This window comes from Alteromonas lipotrueae (genome assembly GCF_019249255.1).
Taxonomy (GTDB): domain Bacteria; phylum Pseudomonadota; class Gammaproteobacteria; order Enterobacterales; family Alteromonadaceae; genus Alteromonas; species Alteromonas lipotrueae.
This window is the reverse complement of the sequence record NZ_JAESDJ010000004.1, coordinates 251,205-266,959: the sequence shown is the minus strand read 5'-3', so window position 1 is coordinate 266,959 and position 15,755 is coordinate 251,205. Positions and strand designations below refer to the sequence as shown.

The following is a 15,755-nucleotide window of genomic DNA, read 5'->3' as shown; positions in this document are numbered from 1 at the left end:
GAGTAAGAATGAGAAAACTCATATTAAGTTCCAGTGTGGCCCTTGCGCTGGGTCTAACAGGCTGTGGCGGCTCCGATGATACCCTGTCCGATATTCAGGCCGAGACAGAGGTCCAAACACCATTTTCACGTATCGTGTTTGATCCCGCTAGTGGCGATTTAAATATACCTAATGATCTTCTAATGCTACCAGGGGATGACGGCTTTTTCGATTATACCCTTAACATTCCGGTAGACGATCCAACTAACTTTGCTGACCCACAAAACGCACTTAATGTACTAGACGGATGGTCAACACAGCATCCATTTGCTATATCGGTAGAGACGCCGGCAGGTGTTTCACTTGACGCGTCTACCTTGGCGGCTGGCGTGTTGATGTTTGAAGCAACCCTAGGGTTGGATTTAAACGATCCAGATTGCGCGCAAATCACGACGCCTTCTTCGGGTTGTAAGCTTGGCGATCAGTTGGTTTACGGCGAAGATTATGTGCTTTCTCTTGCTGATGAATCAACAATTACCTTTGTGCCATTAAAGCCACTGAAGCCGGCTCAAGGTCACATGTTGGTAATGACCACCGCGTTGAAAGATTCGTCTGGTAAGTCTGTACAAGGCTCTACATCGTGGGATTCAACACGACAAGATATCAATACACTGCCATTATCAAGTGATGATCAATTATTGCTTCAAGGCATTGTGAACTCACTGGTAAACCCAGTGATTGGTGCAGGTTATGAGCGTGAAGATATCACCTATGTTTCTGCATTCACCACACAATCAATTGCGAATTCACTCGATACCATCAAAAAAGTAATGGTAGGTGAGTTTGCAGCACGCGCTGCTGCTGGAGACCCAACCGCGGGTGAAGCACTTCCTGTTATTGTAGTAGGAGACGTTGATAGTGCACCTACGGCTATGGAAGCATTAAATTTAGTCACCGAAGAAGTAGTCGCTGGTGCGGTCTCAGTCGGTATCGACAGTTTACCTGCTGAGGCAGCAGCCCTAGTACCAGTTATTGAAGCCACTGACTTCAGTGCCCTTGAAACGTGTGCTGGGTTAGCGGGTACCGTGTCTGGTCAGTTATCTGCCCAATGGGGTGCGGTTAACGATTTCGCTGTGGCTGTGTCTACTGGCATACTTGCCGAAGCGGGTCCGTTTTGTGCAGCACAACGCTATGAGGGTAGCGTGTCGCTTCCTTATTTCCTAGGTGTTCCAAGCGCAGAAAACCCAACAGCGCCAGTTAATGAATTTTGGCAAGCAGCCTGCGACAGCGGTATTGTGTTAGCAACGGCTTCTGATGAAGTACTCGCTAGTGCCACACCTGGTCCAAACTTCGAAACGTGTTCAAGTTTAGGCTTATCTGATTTACGTGTTAATGGCGAAATGCTAGATAACGCCCGTAATATCACTAAGTTTAACCCATTTCCTCAGATGACTGGCGGAAACATGGGTGAAGAGACGTTAGATGTGCAGGTGACAATTCCAGACCCAGCGATTGCTGGTGCACTTGGCTTCTCTGTCAGTATGCCAGAAGCGGGTTGGCCTGTAGTGATTTTAGCGCATGGTATTACGAGTAAGAAAGAAGATATGCTAGCCATTACGGGGACTTTGTCGTTGGCAGGTATTGCTTCAGTGGCTATCGACCAACCACTTCACGGTACTCGTGGTTATGATTTAGACGGCGACGGCACTGATGACATCAATGCTACAACCGTAAGCGCTACTCATTACATGAACTTGGCAAGCTTGCCAACTGCGCGTGATAACCTGCGTCAAAGCGTGTCTGATTTATTGGGCCTACGTTTAGGTTTGAACGCGGTAGTTGATGCTACTGCAACCCAAAACGTGTCATTTGATATGTCTCGTGTATCTATCATGGGTGTATCATTAGGCGCTATTACGGGCGGTAACTTTGCCGCAGTGGCTAACACCAGCATGGGAGAGACATTAGGCGCGTTAGACGGCATGTATGCTGTTAAACAAGCCTCGTTAGAGTCTCCTGGAGGCGGTGCAGCTCAGTTCTTACTTGAGTCTGCTACCTTTGGTCCGCTTATCAAAGGATTGCTGTTATCTCAGTCGTCTGAAGATTTTGTTGCCTTGTTAACTCAGCTTTATGGCACAACTGATGTTTCAGAAGCACAGTTAGTGGGTGCGGTAAGCGCATTTATGGATGCCTTAAGCGATGAACAAGCTGCAGAAGTTAATGCGGTATTTGCTGAATTCGCATTTGCTGCACAAACGGTTATGGACGCTGGTGACCCAACTAACTATGCCACTACGCTTGGTGAAACTACACCAGTACACATGATGACAGTGGTAGGTGACGGCGGGGAAGAAAACTTACCAGACCAAGTCATACCAGTCAGTACATCTTTGCCATTGTCTGGTCAGTTAGCGCTTGCCAATACCATTGGTTTAAATCAGGTGACGACTACCCAATCGGGTACCGATGCATTAAGCGGCTTGGTTTTATTTAACAGTGGTGCGCATGCATCAAGTTTAAGCCCAGCAGCGAGCACGGCAGTTACGGCTGAAATGCAACGAGAAGTAGCAGGTTATATCTCTTCTGACGCTACGGTTTTACCCATTACTGATGAGACTGTTGTATCAAATTAGTGATATGTAACTAGTTGATTCATAAACATGAAAAGGCCGACTTATGTCGGTCTTTTTTTTTGCTTATTTAAGCTAAAAATCAAAATGTTGTTTGAATGTTTCTTATTGTTAATGTAGTGTTAATTGGTCGGATCTGTTGAAGAAAGAAGGATACAGGATCTTGATTTCGAGTATTACAACAATAAGGGACAGTTTGTGAACATACCAAAGAAACGTATATTGCCATATCGTACACTTCTCGCAGCCTCTATTGCTGCCACACTAATAGGTTGTGGAGGGAACGATAATAATTTTGATAACGTGCAAACGCCAACCACTCCTGAGCCAACTCCCGTTGAACCTACACCAGCACCGGTACCCGCTTTTGATACAGATGGTGTATTAACGGCTGACATAACGTGGACAACTTACGGTGTGCCTCACGTTAAAGCGGATAATCTAGAAAGTATGGCCTACGGGGTGGGTTATGCGTTTGCTAAAGATAATTTATGTATTTTGGCAGATCAAATTATTAAATATAATTCTGAGCGCTCGAAATACTTCGGTCCTGACAACCAACCGGGCAGTGGTGATTCAGAGCACCTTATTAATGATTTCGGCTTTTTAACATTGGGTATTCGTGCATTGGCTGAAGAGAATTTGGCGCGCATGTCAGCAAACTCAAGAGCCATGTTTCAAGGTTATACTGCAGGTTACAATCGTTACTTAGCGGACACGCCTGTGGCTGACCAAGATCAGTCGTGTGCTGGGCAGCCTTGGGTAAATGATATCGACAGTACTGATTTATTAACGTACTCACTGGGTGTTGCGTTATTACCAGGTGCTGCTAACTTTTTAGGCCCAATGTTTTTAGCTGCGCCTGAAGGGGAAAGTTACTTACCTACACCTGCGGCAAGCACGAGCACCGTTTCACAAAAGGCAGCGGCATCACCTACTGCCATGGCGGCCAATACGCAAGTAAACGCTGTGCCGTTTAACATTAACCCTACGGTAGTACTGCCGGAAAAAAATCCACAAGACATGGGGTCAAATGGCTGGGGACTAGGGAGCGATAAAACCACTAACGGTATGGGAATGGTTTTAGGGAACCCCCATTTTCCTCACACAGGGAATTTACGTTTTTGGCAGTTCCATACGCAAATACCAGGTTATTTAAACGTAATAGGTGGCTCTTTGACGGGGTTACCAGGTGCGGTGAATATAGGCTTCAACGAAAACGTTGCGTGGACACACACCTTTTCTACAGCTGAGCACTTTGTCGTTTATCAATTAACGTTAGATGAAGATGATGATACGGGCCTTACTCATAGGGTTGATGGTAGTAAACGGACCATTTACGAGAAGCCAATGCAGATTGAGGTAGCGGTGGCACCAGGCCAAACCATCATGCTCAACAAAACAGCCTATTACACAAATTACGGGCCTATGATTGAAGTGCCGGGTAATTTTGAGTGGACGGACATTAATGCGTTTGCCATTAAAGATGCAAATTTGCCGAATTTGGATGTTGTTGATCACTGGCTAGCGATGAATATGGCGGGCTCTATGGAGGAGTTCAAACAAGCCTTCAAAGACTATGATGGTGTTATTTTTAACAATACCATGTCTGCTTCAGCGGACGGTCAGGTATTTTATATTGACGATTCTACCGTCCCTAACTTAACTGAAACCGCCATTTCAGAATTAACCACTAATCCTGTTTTAGTACAAACTAAAATAGCAGCGGGTTTTACTGTTCTACCCGGTTTTGCCTCTGCGTTTGATTTCGATGGACCTGTACCTTACGAGGAAGCACCAAAATATGAGGGAACAGATTCAGTTCAAAACTCAAACAACAGCTTTTGGTTAACAAATTTATCGTCACCTATCACGGGAGTTTCGCCACTTTATGGCAATGTGGAAAATCAACAAAGTCTGCGATCACGCTTAGCTCAGCAATTTATAGAATCTGAAGCAGGTAGTGACAACACATTTACGCCTGACGAAGTGGAAACCTTGCTACTTAACAACCGAAGCATGTTGGCCGATATGGTGTTGCCTAGCTTACTTCAAGCTTGTACAGCCCAAGGTAGTGATCCTGTTACGGTAAATGGTGAAGACGTGGATATCTCCGCTGGCTGTGCAGCATTGGCCTCGTGGGATGGCACCATGAACAAAGACAGTGTTGGGGCGCACGTATTTAGAGAGTTTGCGTTTCAATTTGACAGGGATCCCCAGTGGGAAACACCGTTTTCTGTTGATAACCCTGTTACCACGCCAAGTGGTTTATTGCAGAATGACACCACAATTAATCAATTTGCTGCAGCAGTTCAGGTTGTTAACCAAGCCGGTGTAGCGCTTGATGCAACCTTAGGTGAAGTACAATTTGTAGAGCGAAGCCTGCCAAATGGCACGGCATCGGGTGTAAAACTTCCATGGGCTGGTGCACATAACATCGAAGGTGGTTTTAATGTCTTTAGTATTGTGCCTAACAACAATGGAACTTTACTGCCAAGACATACCTATGCACCGCTTAACAGCAATACCATTATGAGCGCAGAAGCAGAGGGCTATCATATAAATTATGGTAGCAGTTGGATGATGGTCATTAACTTTACTGAAGACGGGCCAAAAGGAAGGGGACTTCTTTCATACTCTCAATCTAGGGCTTATGGCAGTGAACATTCAACTGATCAAACTGAACTTTATTCGTCTCAACCCACGTTACGTGATTTGTATTTTACCGACGAAGAAATATCTGCAAATACAATCAGTACATTAACCCTATCGTCAGAGGAAAATTAGACTGCTATTATAGGCGCCATTATATAAAGTCGCCTTAATGTTAGTTCTAATTCGGACAATAAGGTCGTTATGAAGGGTCTTATAACAGACCCTTTTATTTTGTACTAGGAGATAGGTTTGGAGTTTTTGTACGAATACGGTTTATTTGTGGCTAAGGCCGTTACCTTGGTTATCGCGTTTATTATCGTGGTATCGACCATCGTTGGCGTTGCAAGTAAGCAGAAACAAGGTAAAGGTCAGTTAGAAATAATCTCACTGTCAGAGCAACTAAAGGACATTACCCATTATGCGAAGCAAGTGTTGCTCGACAAAGCAGCATTGAAGCAACTAGCTAAAAAGCAGAAGAAAGAAGATAAGGCCAAAAGCAAAAGTAAAAAAGCTAGCGATGAAGAAGAAAAATCTCGGTTATTTGTGATTGATTTTAAAGGCTCTATGGATGCTAATGAGGTTGAGCACTTACGTGAAGAGATTACCGCTATTTTATGTGTAGCCAACAAAAAAGATGAAGTACTTGTTCGCTTAGAAAGTGGCGGTGGCGTGGTACATGGTTACGGATTAGCGGCTTCCCAGTTACAACGCATCAAAGAAAAAGGCCTTACATTAACCATCGCGGTAGACAAAGTAGCGGCAAGTGGCGGTTACATGATGGCTTGTGTGGCAGATAAATTGTTAGCGTCTCAATTTGCGTACATTGGTTCAATTGGTGTGTTAGCGCAATTGCCAAACTTCAATAAATTATTGAAGAAGAACGATGTGGAATTTGAGCAACATACGGCAGGTGAATACAAGCGAACGCTTACCGTGTTTGGCGAAAATAATGACGAAGGGCGTGCAAAATTTAAAGAAGAAATTGAAGAAATTCACACGTTGTTTAAAGACTTCGTTCATAGTCAGCGCCCTGAAATGAACATTGAGAAAGTGGCAACGGGTGAATATTGGCCTGGTGTTAAAGCAAAAGAACTAGGTTTGGTAGATGCGCTTTCAACCTCAGACGATTACATTTTATCGCACTTCCCAGAGCGCGAAATATTTAAGGTTAAGTACTCGTTGAAAAAGAATGTGGCAGAAAAACTAGGGCTGTCGGTTGCAGCTGTTGCAGAACGGGTAGTCATGCAGACTTGGAACAAAGCAAGGCACTGGTTTTAATAATAATTAATATAAAATAATAGGTTACAGCATTCTCTTGTGGTTATGTGTAACCTTTTTGCCCCGTTCCGAGTCGTTTTTACATGAAGGAACGGGCGTGATGAGACTTAGGTTAAAGAAAAATAAAAAATGGCGAAGCAAACTAAAGCTGATATTTTAGATGCTGCTGAACTGCTCTTTTCAGAGCAAGGGTTCACGCAGACATCGATGCGCGAGATTACGACTCGAGCCGAGGTTAATCTAGCGTCAGTCAATTATCACTTTGGTAGTAAGAAGAACCTTATTCAGGCAGTGCTAAAAAGGTATTTCGATGTTTTGATGCCTGAAGTGAATACCTGCCTTGCCAACAATAAAGTATCTTCCGGTAGCGAAGGTGTTGCTACCTTATTGTATGCACTTATTCCTCCTATGTTGAAACTCAATGTGCTAAGACCGTCGGGCACAGCCATTTTTGTTCAGCTATTGGGTCGAGGGTATAACGAAACCCAAGGTCATTTGCGCCGTTTCATTATGAACGATTATGGCGAAACAATTAGAGCCTTAGTTGACGCTATTCAACAGTGCTTACCCGACCTACCTGAAGAAGCGCTTTTCTGGCGCTTGCACTTTGCAATGGGTAGTTTTGTCTTCTCAATGGCTTCAAGTCGAGCGTTGACAGAAATCGCTGAGTCAGATTTTCACAAGCATGTGAATATTGAAGAGGTGATCAGTCACCTAGTACCGTTTGTAGCACAAGGTGTTGCTGGTAACATCTCACAAAATAACTAAAAAATGGGGTCAGAGTGTCAAGTTACCGAGGTTGGATAACATGCATTCTAGATGGGGATTAAGTAAAAGGAAGTATATATGTATTACGGAACCTGTCTGTGCGGCGAAATAAGCGTCGAGATTTTAGGCTCGATAGATGGCATCATTCATTGTCATTGCTCACTTTGTAGAAAGAATAGTGGTACTGCCTATGCCACCAATGGCTTTATCAATGCTAACGAATTCCGCCTAATAGACCCACAGAAGAAACTTGCTACTTACGAATTTAAACCAGGTAAAAATAGACATTTTTGCTCTACCTGTGCATCGCCCATTTATAGTTCAAATGCAGCTAATCCTGAAAAACTGAGAATTCGGCTTGGTATTGTAGATTCAGATATTTCAGAAAGACCCATCTCTCACAACTTTGTTACGTCAAAAGCAAACTGGGACAACTTAGATGCTGCGCTGCCAAGATATGATACGTTTGAACCTGCTAGACAAAGTCGGTAAATTGAACTCAACTAATGAGACGCTGTTGGTTCATCTCCTGTAAGAAAATTGCAAAAGTATTATTAGCCTCATCAATGAGTGTAGATCTACATTAAAATTGGATGTTTATAATGGATTCATTGGAATTAGAAGAAAAACCGGAACTAGATTCAGCCCAACAGAATAAAATCAAAAATGAGACCCTTACCACAGAATTACATTTTGAATTACTAAAACAATATGCGTGGTTATCTTCCGCTGCTATTGGTGCAATCGTCGTTCTTGTTCAATTGAAAGCCATAGAAGCAGATAAAGATCTTTATGTATCCCTCGGTTTTTTCGTGGCTTCCATTATTTTGTCGATTACGGGGCAGGATCATATAATTGATTCATTACTCAAAGGTAAACAAATATACGATGCTTCAAAGGTTTTGAAGTTCATTAGAACAATTTCTATGATGTGCTTTGGTATAGGTGTAGGTTATCTGGCAGCAAACGTATTAAAATTCTGGTAACTACGTCCTTTACCTTCATCGTGAATCAACCGCTACTTTCATTTTAAAACGGCATAGCCGAAGTTATTTTTAATTTTGGCTATGAGAAGGGAAACCCTTTGTGAATACTGAATACGCGTTTGGGTATATATGCCGTAAATTTACTATTTCAACACTATTCATTTTTTCAGTAAATGCTATTTCCGCCGAACAAGGCGGTCATAAGGAACTGACTCAGTACTTGGATGAAGTTCGAGGTGAGTTTACTATTCCCGCAATGACAGTAGCTATCATTACTGCCGGCAAAGTCAGTTATATTGAAGGTTTCGGCTACCTAGATGAGAAGTTAACCAAGCCCACAACGGATAAAACGCTATTCAGGGCTGCGTCAATTTCTAAACTTTTCACTGCGCAAGCCATAATGAAATTAGTAGAGCGAAGAAAATTAAGCCTCGATGACGAAGTGGGTTTATACATACCACAGCTTGAAAAGTCTCAAATCACTATAAAGCAATTACTCACCCATTCTTCAGGCTTAACGGACGTTATTAGGCCTGCGAGTGCTAAACAAGGTAGATCGCTGAAGCGTTATTTAGAATTGGTGGGAGGCGCTGTCCCCGAAGAGTCTGAAAGTCACAGCTTTGTGTATAGTGACACTAATTATAATCTGTTGGGTGAGATCATTCTCTCAGTTAGTGGTCAGCGCTATGACGCTTTCATCTATGACAATATTTTTAAGCCAGCAAAAATCAGAAAAAGTCATTTTTATGATGGCTCAGATGAAAATTTAGCTGAAACGCATCCAACCTACAGGGGAAAGTTAATAGACAAGCTTGAGCAGCGACCCTATGACTTAGCTTTTAACCCCAGTGAAGGCCTCATTGCTAACGTATACGATTTAAGCCAATGGCTTACGCTCACGCTTAACAACAATCCTGTCATTTTAGATAATCATTCCTTCGATGCGATGTTAGTGCCACAAGTAAAAACCACGTGGGGTGAAATATACATGGCACTAGGTTGGCAGGTTTATGAGAATGAATATGGGAAAGTCGCTAGGCATCCAGGTAGTATTCGTGGGTACAAATCGCTAGTGCTTACATATCCAGACAGTAAAAACGCAATAATTATACTGAGTAACTCAAGTGATACACCGCGCTGGGAAATTGCAAAGTCCATTACGGATATTTTAAATAAGAACGGTGAGTGGTAGCCGGCGTGTGTAAAAAGAAAGGACGGCAGTAGCCGTTCAAAATTAGTATAATGCTTAACAATTCTATAGGTTCAACATGATTGTTGAACTGATTTTATAACAGTTAACCGGAGTGTTTGTGTCAGTAAGTAACCTTGAACTTAAACGCTATCTAGATGGCACACTTAGAGCCCATGAGATTAGCGACTATTGCCCTAATGGTCTGCAAGTTGAAGGCAAGCCAGAAATTCAACGTGTAGTAACAGGGGTAACGTCCTCACAAGCCTTGATTGATGCCGCCATTGCAGAAAATGCCGATGCCATCGTGGTGCATCATGGCTATTTTTGGAAAGGCGAGTCGCAAGCAATTACCGGCATGAAGAAAAAGCGCATTCAGGCATTACTTGAACACGATATTAATTTATACGCATACCATCTACCGTTAGATGTTCACCCCGAGTTTGGGAATAACCGACAGCTTGCGACACTGCTTAATATTGACAATGTGCAAGCCCTAAGCGGCGTAAAACCTACGGGTGTGGTTATGCAAGGGGAGTTCGAAAGCCCAATGTCTCAGCATGACCTACAGCAGCTATTAGCTGATAAGTTAGGACGAGCTGTATTAGCGGAAGGTGATGATAATAAAGCTATTAAAACCGTTGCCTGGTGTACAGGCGGCGGTCAAGGCTTTATCGAACAAGCTGTTGCGGCAGGGGTAGATGCGTTTATTACCGGTGAAGTGTCTGAACAAACTATTCATACGGCGCGTGAAATGGGTATTAGCTTTTTTGCGGCGGGTCATCATGCCACTGAACGCTACGGCGTGAAGGCATTAGGTGAGCACATTCAAATCGAGTTTAACCTCGACGTATCTTTTATCGATATTCCAAATCCAGCATGACACAAAAATTAGATCATATTTTTGACGGTATAGCCGCAAAGTTTGCCGATAACATCTATGGCACTACAAAAGGCAAACTTAGGCAAATTATGCTTTGTGAAGCCTTAGCCCCTTTCGTTGAAGTAACAGAAAGTGCACTGCCTAAAAAGGTGCTAGAAGTGGGCGGCGGCACAGGTGTGATGGCCGCTCACTTGGCATCGTTTGGGCATAGTGTGTTCCTAACTGATGGGTCAGAAGATGTATTGGTTCATGCCAAAGACAATTTAAAAACGTTTCCAAACGTGAATATTCAACATCAATATTTGTTAGATATTCAAAATATGGAACACTATGACCTTGTAGTTTGCCACGCTGTTTTGGAATGGTTGAATGAGCCCTACCAAGCTATTCAGTTTTTATACGACAACATGCGTGAAGGAGCAATATTAAGCCTGAGCTTTTTTAACCGTGATGCAAACTTAATGACCAACGCTATTTATGGTAATTTTGATTACATTGCGCAAGGTATGAAAGTCAGGAACCAAGTTCGCCTTAACCCTAAAAATCCGTTACCGGCTAAACAAGCCAGCGATTTTTGTGAGTCTATTGGTTTTAAGGTAAAAGCGAAAACCGGCATACGATGTTTTCATGATTACTTGAAGAACCCAGAACATCAAACCACCCAGTTTGAAGGGTTGTTAAGCTTAGAACGAACCTACAACCAAACAGAGCCGTTTATGTGGCTAGGTAAGTATTTTCATCTTGTCTTGGAAAAGTAGCGAAATGGCTACTTTCCTACTATTTCCTTTAAGCTATTCTCATTACCTTAAGCCCGTTAACTTATGTGCTTAACCATATTGTCTTGAACGTTTCGTCGTGTGTCACCGGCGATAAAACACAAGTTATCTAGGGTTATGGCGGCAATCTCACTCAAAGCTTCTTTGGTGAAAAAGCCTTGATGCCCGGTTACCAATACATTGGGAAACGTTAGTAAACGCTGAAACACGTCATCTTGAATAATGTCTTGAGAATGGTCGCTAAAAAATAGCTCTGACTCTCGCTCATACACATCCAAACCTACATAACCCAAATGCCCATTTTTTAGCGCATTGATTACCGACTTATCATCAATTAATCCTCCCCGTGATGTGTTTATAAGCATGGCGCCTTTGGGCATTAGGGCAATACTCGCTTCATTGATAAGGTGATAGCTTTGCTCGGTAAGTGGGCAGTGAAGGGTAACAATGTGGCTTTGGCTAAAAAGCGATTCTAGTGACGTATAAACTACGCCTTCTTGTTTGAGTTGCTTATTGGGGTAGGGATCGTAGCATAAGATATTGCAACCAAAACCTTTTAAAATCCGAATAACCGCTTGGCCAATGCGTCCTGTACCTATCACACCTACTGTTTTATTGTGTAGAGTAAAACCCAGTAAACCGCCCAATTCAAAGTTGCCTTCTTTTACTCTGTTATAGGCTTTGTGTGTTTTGCGATTTAACGTAAGAATGAGTGCTAGCGTGTGCTCTGCCACCGTTTCAGGGCTGTAGGCGGGCACTCTCGACACACTGATGCTCAATTCATTTGCGGTGGCGATGTCGACATTGTTAAAGCCAGCACAGCGTAACGCAATATGTTTAATACCAGCCTCATGTAAGATATATAAAGTTTTCGCATTAAGTTCATCATTGACGAAAACACAGACACCATCGTAGCCTTGACACAGCAAGGCAGTCTCAGCGGTGAGTTGATGAGGGAAATAAGTAATAGAAATAGGGGAGAAAGTAGGGGGAAGGCCGTCTTCTCGTTCAGTCCCTTCTAGGCTCATGGCTTTTTCTAAGCTTGTGGCTGCTGCCTTAAAAACAATTTCTTCATAAGGTTTGGCGCTAAAAAAGGCGACTTTCATTACAATGCACTCCCTATCCAAAAAACGATAAAAATTTAGGCTTTTAACAGTCCATTAATATCGCTACTTATTTCACTCGGCTTCGTGGTTGGGGCATACCGCTTAACCACGTTTCCATTCCCATCGACTAGAAATTTAGTGAAATTCCACTTTATGCGTTTTGACCCTAGTAAGCCAGGTGCTTGTGATTTTAATTCAACGTAGAGCGGATGGGTTTGAGAGCCGTTAACTTCCGTTTTTTTAAATAATGGGAAAGAAACGCCAAAGTTCAGGCTACAAAATTGCGCAATGTCATCATCAGACCCCGGCTCTTGGTGGCCAAATTGATCGCACGGGAACGCCAATATTTCGAAGCCTTTCGCGCTATATTCATTATAAAGTTTTTCCAATCCTTCATATTGATTAGTAAAGCCACATTTACTGGCGGTATTGACGATAAGTAACACTTTGCCTTTGAAGTCTGACATGGCAATAGCTTCGCCGTTATTTTTAATCACTTGGTGACTGTATATGCTCATAGCGCTTCTCTTTATTTTAGTTATTGATGTGTTTTAGTAATCAGAAAGTTTGTTACACTTCGCTTCAGTATAATCAGTTATGAAGAGAGTTACACTATGCCAAATAATACAATTACAACGTCTTCAACTGCAGGTTCACTTATCGATAACGCTTCGATTAACGTCAGTTTTCTAGGGCTCGGTGTGATGGGCTATCCCATGGCGGGGCATCTGGCAAAATCAGGCTTCAATGTTACTGTGTATAATCGTACAAAAGCGAAATCCGAAAAGTGGGTAAAAGAGTGTCAAGGCACCCTTGCCCTAACCCCAGCAGAAGCCGCAAAAGATGCTGATATAGTGTTGATGTGCGTAGGTAACGACAATGATGTTAAAGACGTTGCAAGCCAAGCCCTAGGTACGATGGGGCCGGGTACATTGCTGATAGATCACACTACCGCGTCGGCAGAAGTAGCGCGTGAAATGTTTTCGCTATGTCAAAAGCAGTCCATCGCATTTTTAGATGCGCCAGTGTCAGGTGGTCAGGCCGGTGCTGAAAATGGTTTACTCACAGTCATGGTGGGGGGGGAACAAAAGGCTTATGACCGTGCTGAAGCTGTATTTTCTGCCTATGCTAAACACAGTCAATTGTTAGGTGAAAGTGGAAGTGGTCAGTTAGCAAAAATGATGAATCAAATTTGCATTGCCGGCATTGTTCAAGGGCTAGCAGAGGCGCTTCATTTTGGTCAAAAAGCAGGGTTAGACTGTAATGCAGTCATCGATGTTATCAGTAAGGGGGCTGCGCAATCTTGGCAAATGGAAAATCGTGCGGCTACTATGCTCGAAAACCATTATGACTATGGTTTTGCGGTTGATTGGATGCGAAAAGATTTATCTATTGCCCTTGATGAGGCGCGTCGAAATGGCTCGACATTAGCGCTAACGGCCCTGGTCGACCAATATTATGGTGACGTTCAAAAAATGGGTGGCCATCGCTGGGATACATCCAGCCTACTAATGCGGTTGAAATAACATACCATTAGTATGAGCACACTCGGTCAGTTTATACCTAACGTCTAATGGTGCTTGTTGTCTTCGTTGATAGCAGGGGCCATAAGCTTTTCTGCATTAGCTTGGGCCGTTAGGTTTAATTGGGTGAGCCTATGATGATTACTATCTGAAAGTGCCATATCAGCAATAACGCGAAGTAGTTTAGGAATTCCGTATTTACGATAAACGGCGGTGTCTGATTCAATCATACACTGCAGTAAATTAAGCCCGAATGCTGCCGTTTCTGGCGATAAATTCAATGCATCATAGAAATGCTTCATAGCGGGTAAGTAGTGTTTATCCATAAACAGCTGGGTACCGGTTTCATTTAGCATGACTGCTTGGTCATGATTAAGGCTCAGACGCTCCCCACCACTAAAAATAAGGTCGTCGTTAGCAACCTGCTCCGATATGATCTGCAGCTCAGAATTCTTCTGCTTTGCAAGGGCAAGCAATTGGCTCGCTTTTCCTTCTTCGCCTAAGCCATGATGTACTTTAGCGGCAATAACCAGCATTGAAGGCTCGGTACGAAGGTAATCATCCATGTAGTCACTTTCTAGTAAGTGAGTGGCTTTATGATCTTCGCCGTCTAAAATGGCTGAAAAGGCCAGTAGATAATCTCTTTTTTGTAATAGTTGGCGATCACTCTGACTGCGACCTGCCAAGCCAACTAACTTACGAGCTTGGCTTAAGCTTTCTTCTCTATTCGTACTAGGCGCTTCTTCTGCAAGTAGTAAATAAAATTCCGCTAATTCGAAAGTGAAATCGTTAAACCTGTCTTTGGCACTGCGATGCATAGCGCGCTTTTTTTGTAACAGGTCAATGGCTTCTACCACTTTGTCCTGTTTTTGATACGCGATAGTTTTTAACCTAGTAGCAGGTAAGCTAAGTTCACTGAATTTTATCTGACCTAAATAGGTTTCTACTTGTTCGTAAGATTTTTGCTCAAAAGATAAAGAAGCCAGCCATTCAAATGCGCTGTCACGCGCTAGACTTGACGTTACCATGCCACTGAGTTCGTCTTGGCAGTCGGGCCAAAGACCCGCCGCATACTGGCACTTAATTTTGCCCCATTGTGCCCAAAGCACTTTATCTGAGCGAGTGAGTACATCTTCATACACACGCATTGCAGGCAAAATATCTTCGTTTTCAAATAAGAGCTTGGCGTAAAGTTTACCCACATCTGAAACAAGCCTGAGAGGAACGCCCTCCCGCAATTTCTTACGCAATAATGTAATGGCAGAAGGTCGCTGTTTATTATCCACTTCTCGTAACACGGGCTCAATATATTGGCGATAGCTTAAATAGTGCTTAATTTGTCGGGACAATGACGCAATGGTGTAAGGTTTTATAATTAGCGCATCAGGTTGCAAATCCATTATACGGCCAATGGTTTGGGGCGAACGATCTGAGGTAAGAAAAATGAGGCCTGTTCCAGGACGAATAAATCCCGACTCTTTAAGGCCCTGTATCCACTCAACCCCAGTTCTTCCTTGACCTAGGTGGTAGTCCATAATAATGAGTTCGAAATGCTGCTTACGTAGCACCGATTTAAGCTCAACACCTGATCCAAAACTGCTAACGTTTAATTTTGCAATGGGTAGTAGATGACCTCGCAACGTAGTGCGCGCAGTTGCGTTATCTTCAACGATAGCAATCCGATAATCCAAGAGATGTCAGTTTAGTAGTGTTTTAATAAACATAGCTTATCAGCGCTGGGCGTAAAGTGCATTAGCCGTAAGTTTAACTTTCTAACTGTATGTCTTTATTTATTATTTTTGCGTTAGTGAAGTTAGAAAGCAGGGTAAAATTCCTGCATATTTGTCACAAATATTTTACATTAACTTTAATTATTTTTGATGTTTACGTTTACGTGAAGGTAAGTTGTTAGATACTGTTATTACGACTAAATACTCAATGGTTGAATTTTAATTAAATCAACCGTGAATAATTACCAATTT

At 42.8% G+C, this 15,755-nt stretch carries 13 protein-coding genes; 10 read left to right on the top strand and 3 right to left on the bottom strand.

What is annotated here, in order from left to right; all coding sequences use genetic code 11:
* Positions 1-8: 8 nt before the first annotated feature.
* The 9 genes from KYS23_RS08120 to KYS23_RS08080 all read left to right on the top strand — a co-directional run bounded on the left by KYS23_RS08120 (position 9) and on the right by KYS23_RS08080 (position 11,126).
* Positions 9-2,612 carry a VolA/Pla-1 family phospholipase gene (locus tag KYS23_RS08120; protein ID WP_218418359.1) on the top strand — a complete coding sequence of 868 codons (2,604 nt, stop codon included), beginning with the start codon at positions 9-11 and terminating at the stop codon, positions 2,610-2,612.
* Positions 2,613-2,807: 195 nt separating this feature from the next.
* Positions 2,808-5,396, top strand: coding sequence for an acylase (locus KYS23_RS08115; RefSeq protein ID WP_218418358.1), 2,589 nt, complete (start codon positions 2,808-2,810; stop codon positions 5,394-5,396).
* Positions 5,397-5,513: 117 nt separating this feature from the next.
* Positions 5,514-6,542 carry a protease SohB gene (gene sohB / locus KYS23_RS08110; protein ID WP_159530137.1) on the top strand — a complete coding sequence of 343 codons (1,029 nt, stop codon included), beginning with the start codon at positions 5,514-5,516 and terminating at the stop codon, positions 6,540-6,542.
* A 129-nt stretch (positions 6,543-6,671) separates the two neighbouring features.
* Positions 6,672-7,310, top strand: a complete 639-nt coding sequence (locus tag KYS23_RS08105; protein WP_208804776.1) for a TetR/AcrR family transcriptional regulator — start codon at positions 6,672-6,674, stop codon at positions 7,308-7,310.
* Between the two features lie 78 nt (positions 7,311-7,388).
* A complete protein-coding gene (locus KYS23_RS08100; protein WP_218396479.1) occupies positions 7,389-7,802 on the top strand; it encodes a GFA family protein in 414 nt (137 codons plus the stop codon).
* Positions 7,803-7,912: 110 nt separating this feature from the next.
* On the top strand, positions 7,913-8,296 hold the full coding sequence (locus KYS23_RS08095) for a hypothetical protein (protein ID WP_013784008.1): 384 nt from the start codon (positions 7,913-7,915) through the stop codon (positions 8,294-8,296).
* A 100-nt stretch (positions 8,297-8,396) separates the two neighbouring features.
* Entirely contained in the window at positions 8,397-9,488 is a 1,092-nt protein-coding gene (locus KYS23_RS08090; protein WP_218418357.1) for a serine hydrolase domain-containing protein, read from the top strand.
* A 118-nt stretch (positions 9,489-9,606) separates the two neighbouring features.
* Positions 9,607-10,368: a Nif3-like dinuclear metal center hexameric protein gene (locus KYS23_RS08085; protein WP_218418356.1), complete on the top strand. Its 762-nt coding sequence runs from the start codon at positions 9,607-9,609 to the stop codon at positions 10,366-10,368.
* On the top strand, positions 10,365-11,126 hold the full coding sequence (locus KYS23_RS08080; RefSeq protein ID WP_159530153.1) for a methyltransferase: 762 nt from the start codon (positions 10,365-10,367) through the stop codon (positions 11,124-11,126). The genes KYS23_RS08085 and KYS23_RS08080 overlap by 4 nt, the downstream gene beginning before the upstream one ends.
* A gap of 56 nt (positions 11,127-11,182) precedes the next feature.
* On the opposite strand, the gene KYS23_RS08075 is transcribed toward KYS23_RS08080, so the two are convergent.
* Together KYS23_RS08075 and KYS23_RS08070 are read right to left on the bottom strand one after the other, a co-directional pair.
* Positions 11,183-12,250 carry a 2-hydroxyacid dehydrogenase gene (locus KYS23_RS08075; protein WP_218418355.1) on the bottom strand — a complete coding sequence of 356 codons (1,068 nt, stop codon included), beginning with the start codon at positions 12,248-12,250 and terminating at the stop codon, positions 11,183-11,185.
* Between the two features lie 35 nt (positions 12,251-12,285).
* The gene (locus KYS23_RS08070) at positions 12,286-12,768 is read right to left on the bottom strand and encodes a glutathione peroxidase (protein WP_218418354.1); all 483 of its coding nucleotides are present in this window, start codon (positions 12,766-12,768) and stop codon (positions 12,286-12,288) included.
* 96 nt (positions 12,769-12,864) lie between these two features.
* On the opposite strand from KYS23_RS08070, the gene KYS23_RS08065 reads away from it, so the two are divergent.
* A complete protein-coding gene (locus KYS23_RS08065) occupies positions 12,865-13,776 on the top strand; it encodes an NAD(P)-dependent oxidoreductase (RefSeq protein WP_218396489.1) in 912 nt (303 codons plus the stop codon).
* Between the two features lie 44 nt (positions 13,777-13,820).
* Here the strand turns inward: KYS23_RS08065 and KYS23_RS08060 are convergent, their stop codons facing one another.
* On the bottom strand, positions 13,821-15,464 hold the full coding sequence (locus tag KYS23_RS08060) for a response regulator (protein WP_220100268.1): 1,644 nt from the start codon (positions 15,462-15,464) through the stop codon (positions 13,821-13,823).
* Positions 15,465-15,755 lie beyond the last annotated feature (291 nt).

What these genes read in the sequence shown, in the direction of transcription:
- KYS23_RS08120 (WP_218418359.1), top strand. Translation starts at nt 9, where the DNA reads ATGAGAAAACTCATATTAAGTTCCAGTGTGGCCCTTGCGCTGGGTCTA.
- KYS23_RS08075 (WP_218418355.1), bottom strand. Translation starts at nt 12,250, where the DNA reads ATGAAAGTCGCCTTTTTTAGCGCCAAACCTTATGAAGAAATTGTTTTT.
- KYS23_RS08100 (WP_218396479.1), top strand. Translation starts at nt 7,389, where the DNA reads ATGTATTACGGAACCTGTCTGTGCGGCGAAATAAGCGTCGAGATTTTA.
- KYS23_RS08070 (WP_218418354.1), bottom strand. Translation starts at nt 12,768, where the DNA reads ATGAGCATATACAGTCACCAAGTGATTAAAAATAACGGCGAAGCTATT.
- KYS23_RS08095 (WP_013784008.1), top strand. Translation starts at nt 7,913, where the DNA reads ATGGATTCATTGGAATTAGAAGAAAAACCGGAACTAGATTCAGCCCAA.
- KYS23_RS08105 (WP_208804776.1), top strand. Translation starts at nt 6,672, where the DNA reads ATGGCGAAGCAAACTAAAGCTGATATTTTAGATGCTGCTGAACTGCTC.
- KYS23_RS08080 (WP_159530153.1), top strand. Translation starts at nt 10,365, where the DNA reads ATGACACAAAAATTAGATCATATTTTTGACGGTATAGCCGCAAAGTTT.
- KYS23_RS08065 (WP_218396489.1), top strand. Translation starts at nt 12,865, where the DNA reads ATGCCAAATAATACAATTACAACGTCTTCAACTGCAGGTTCACTTATC.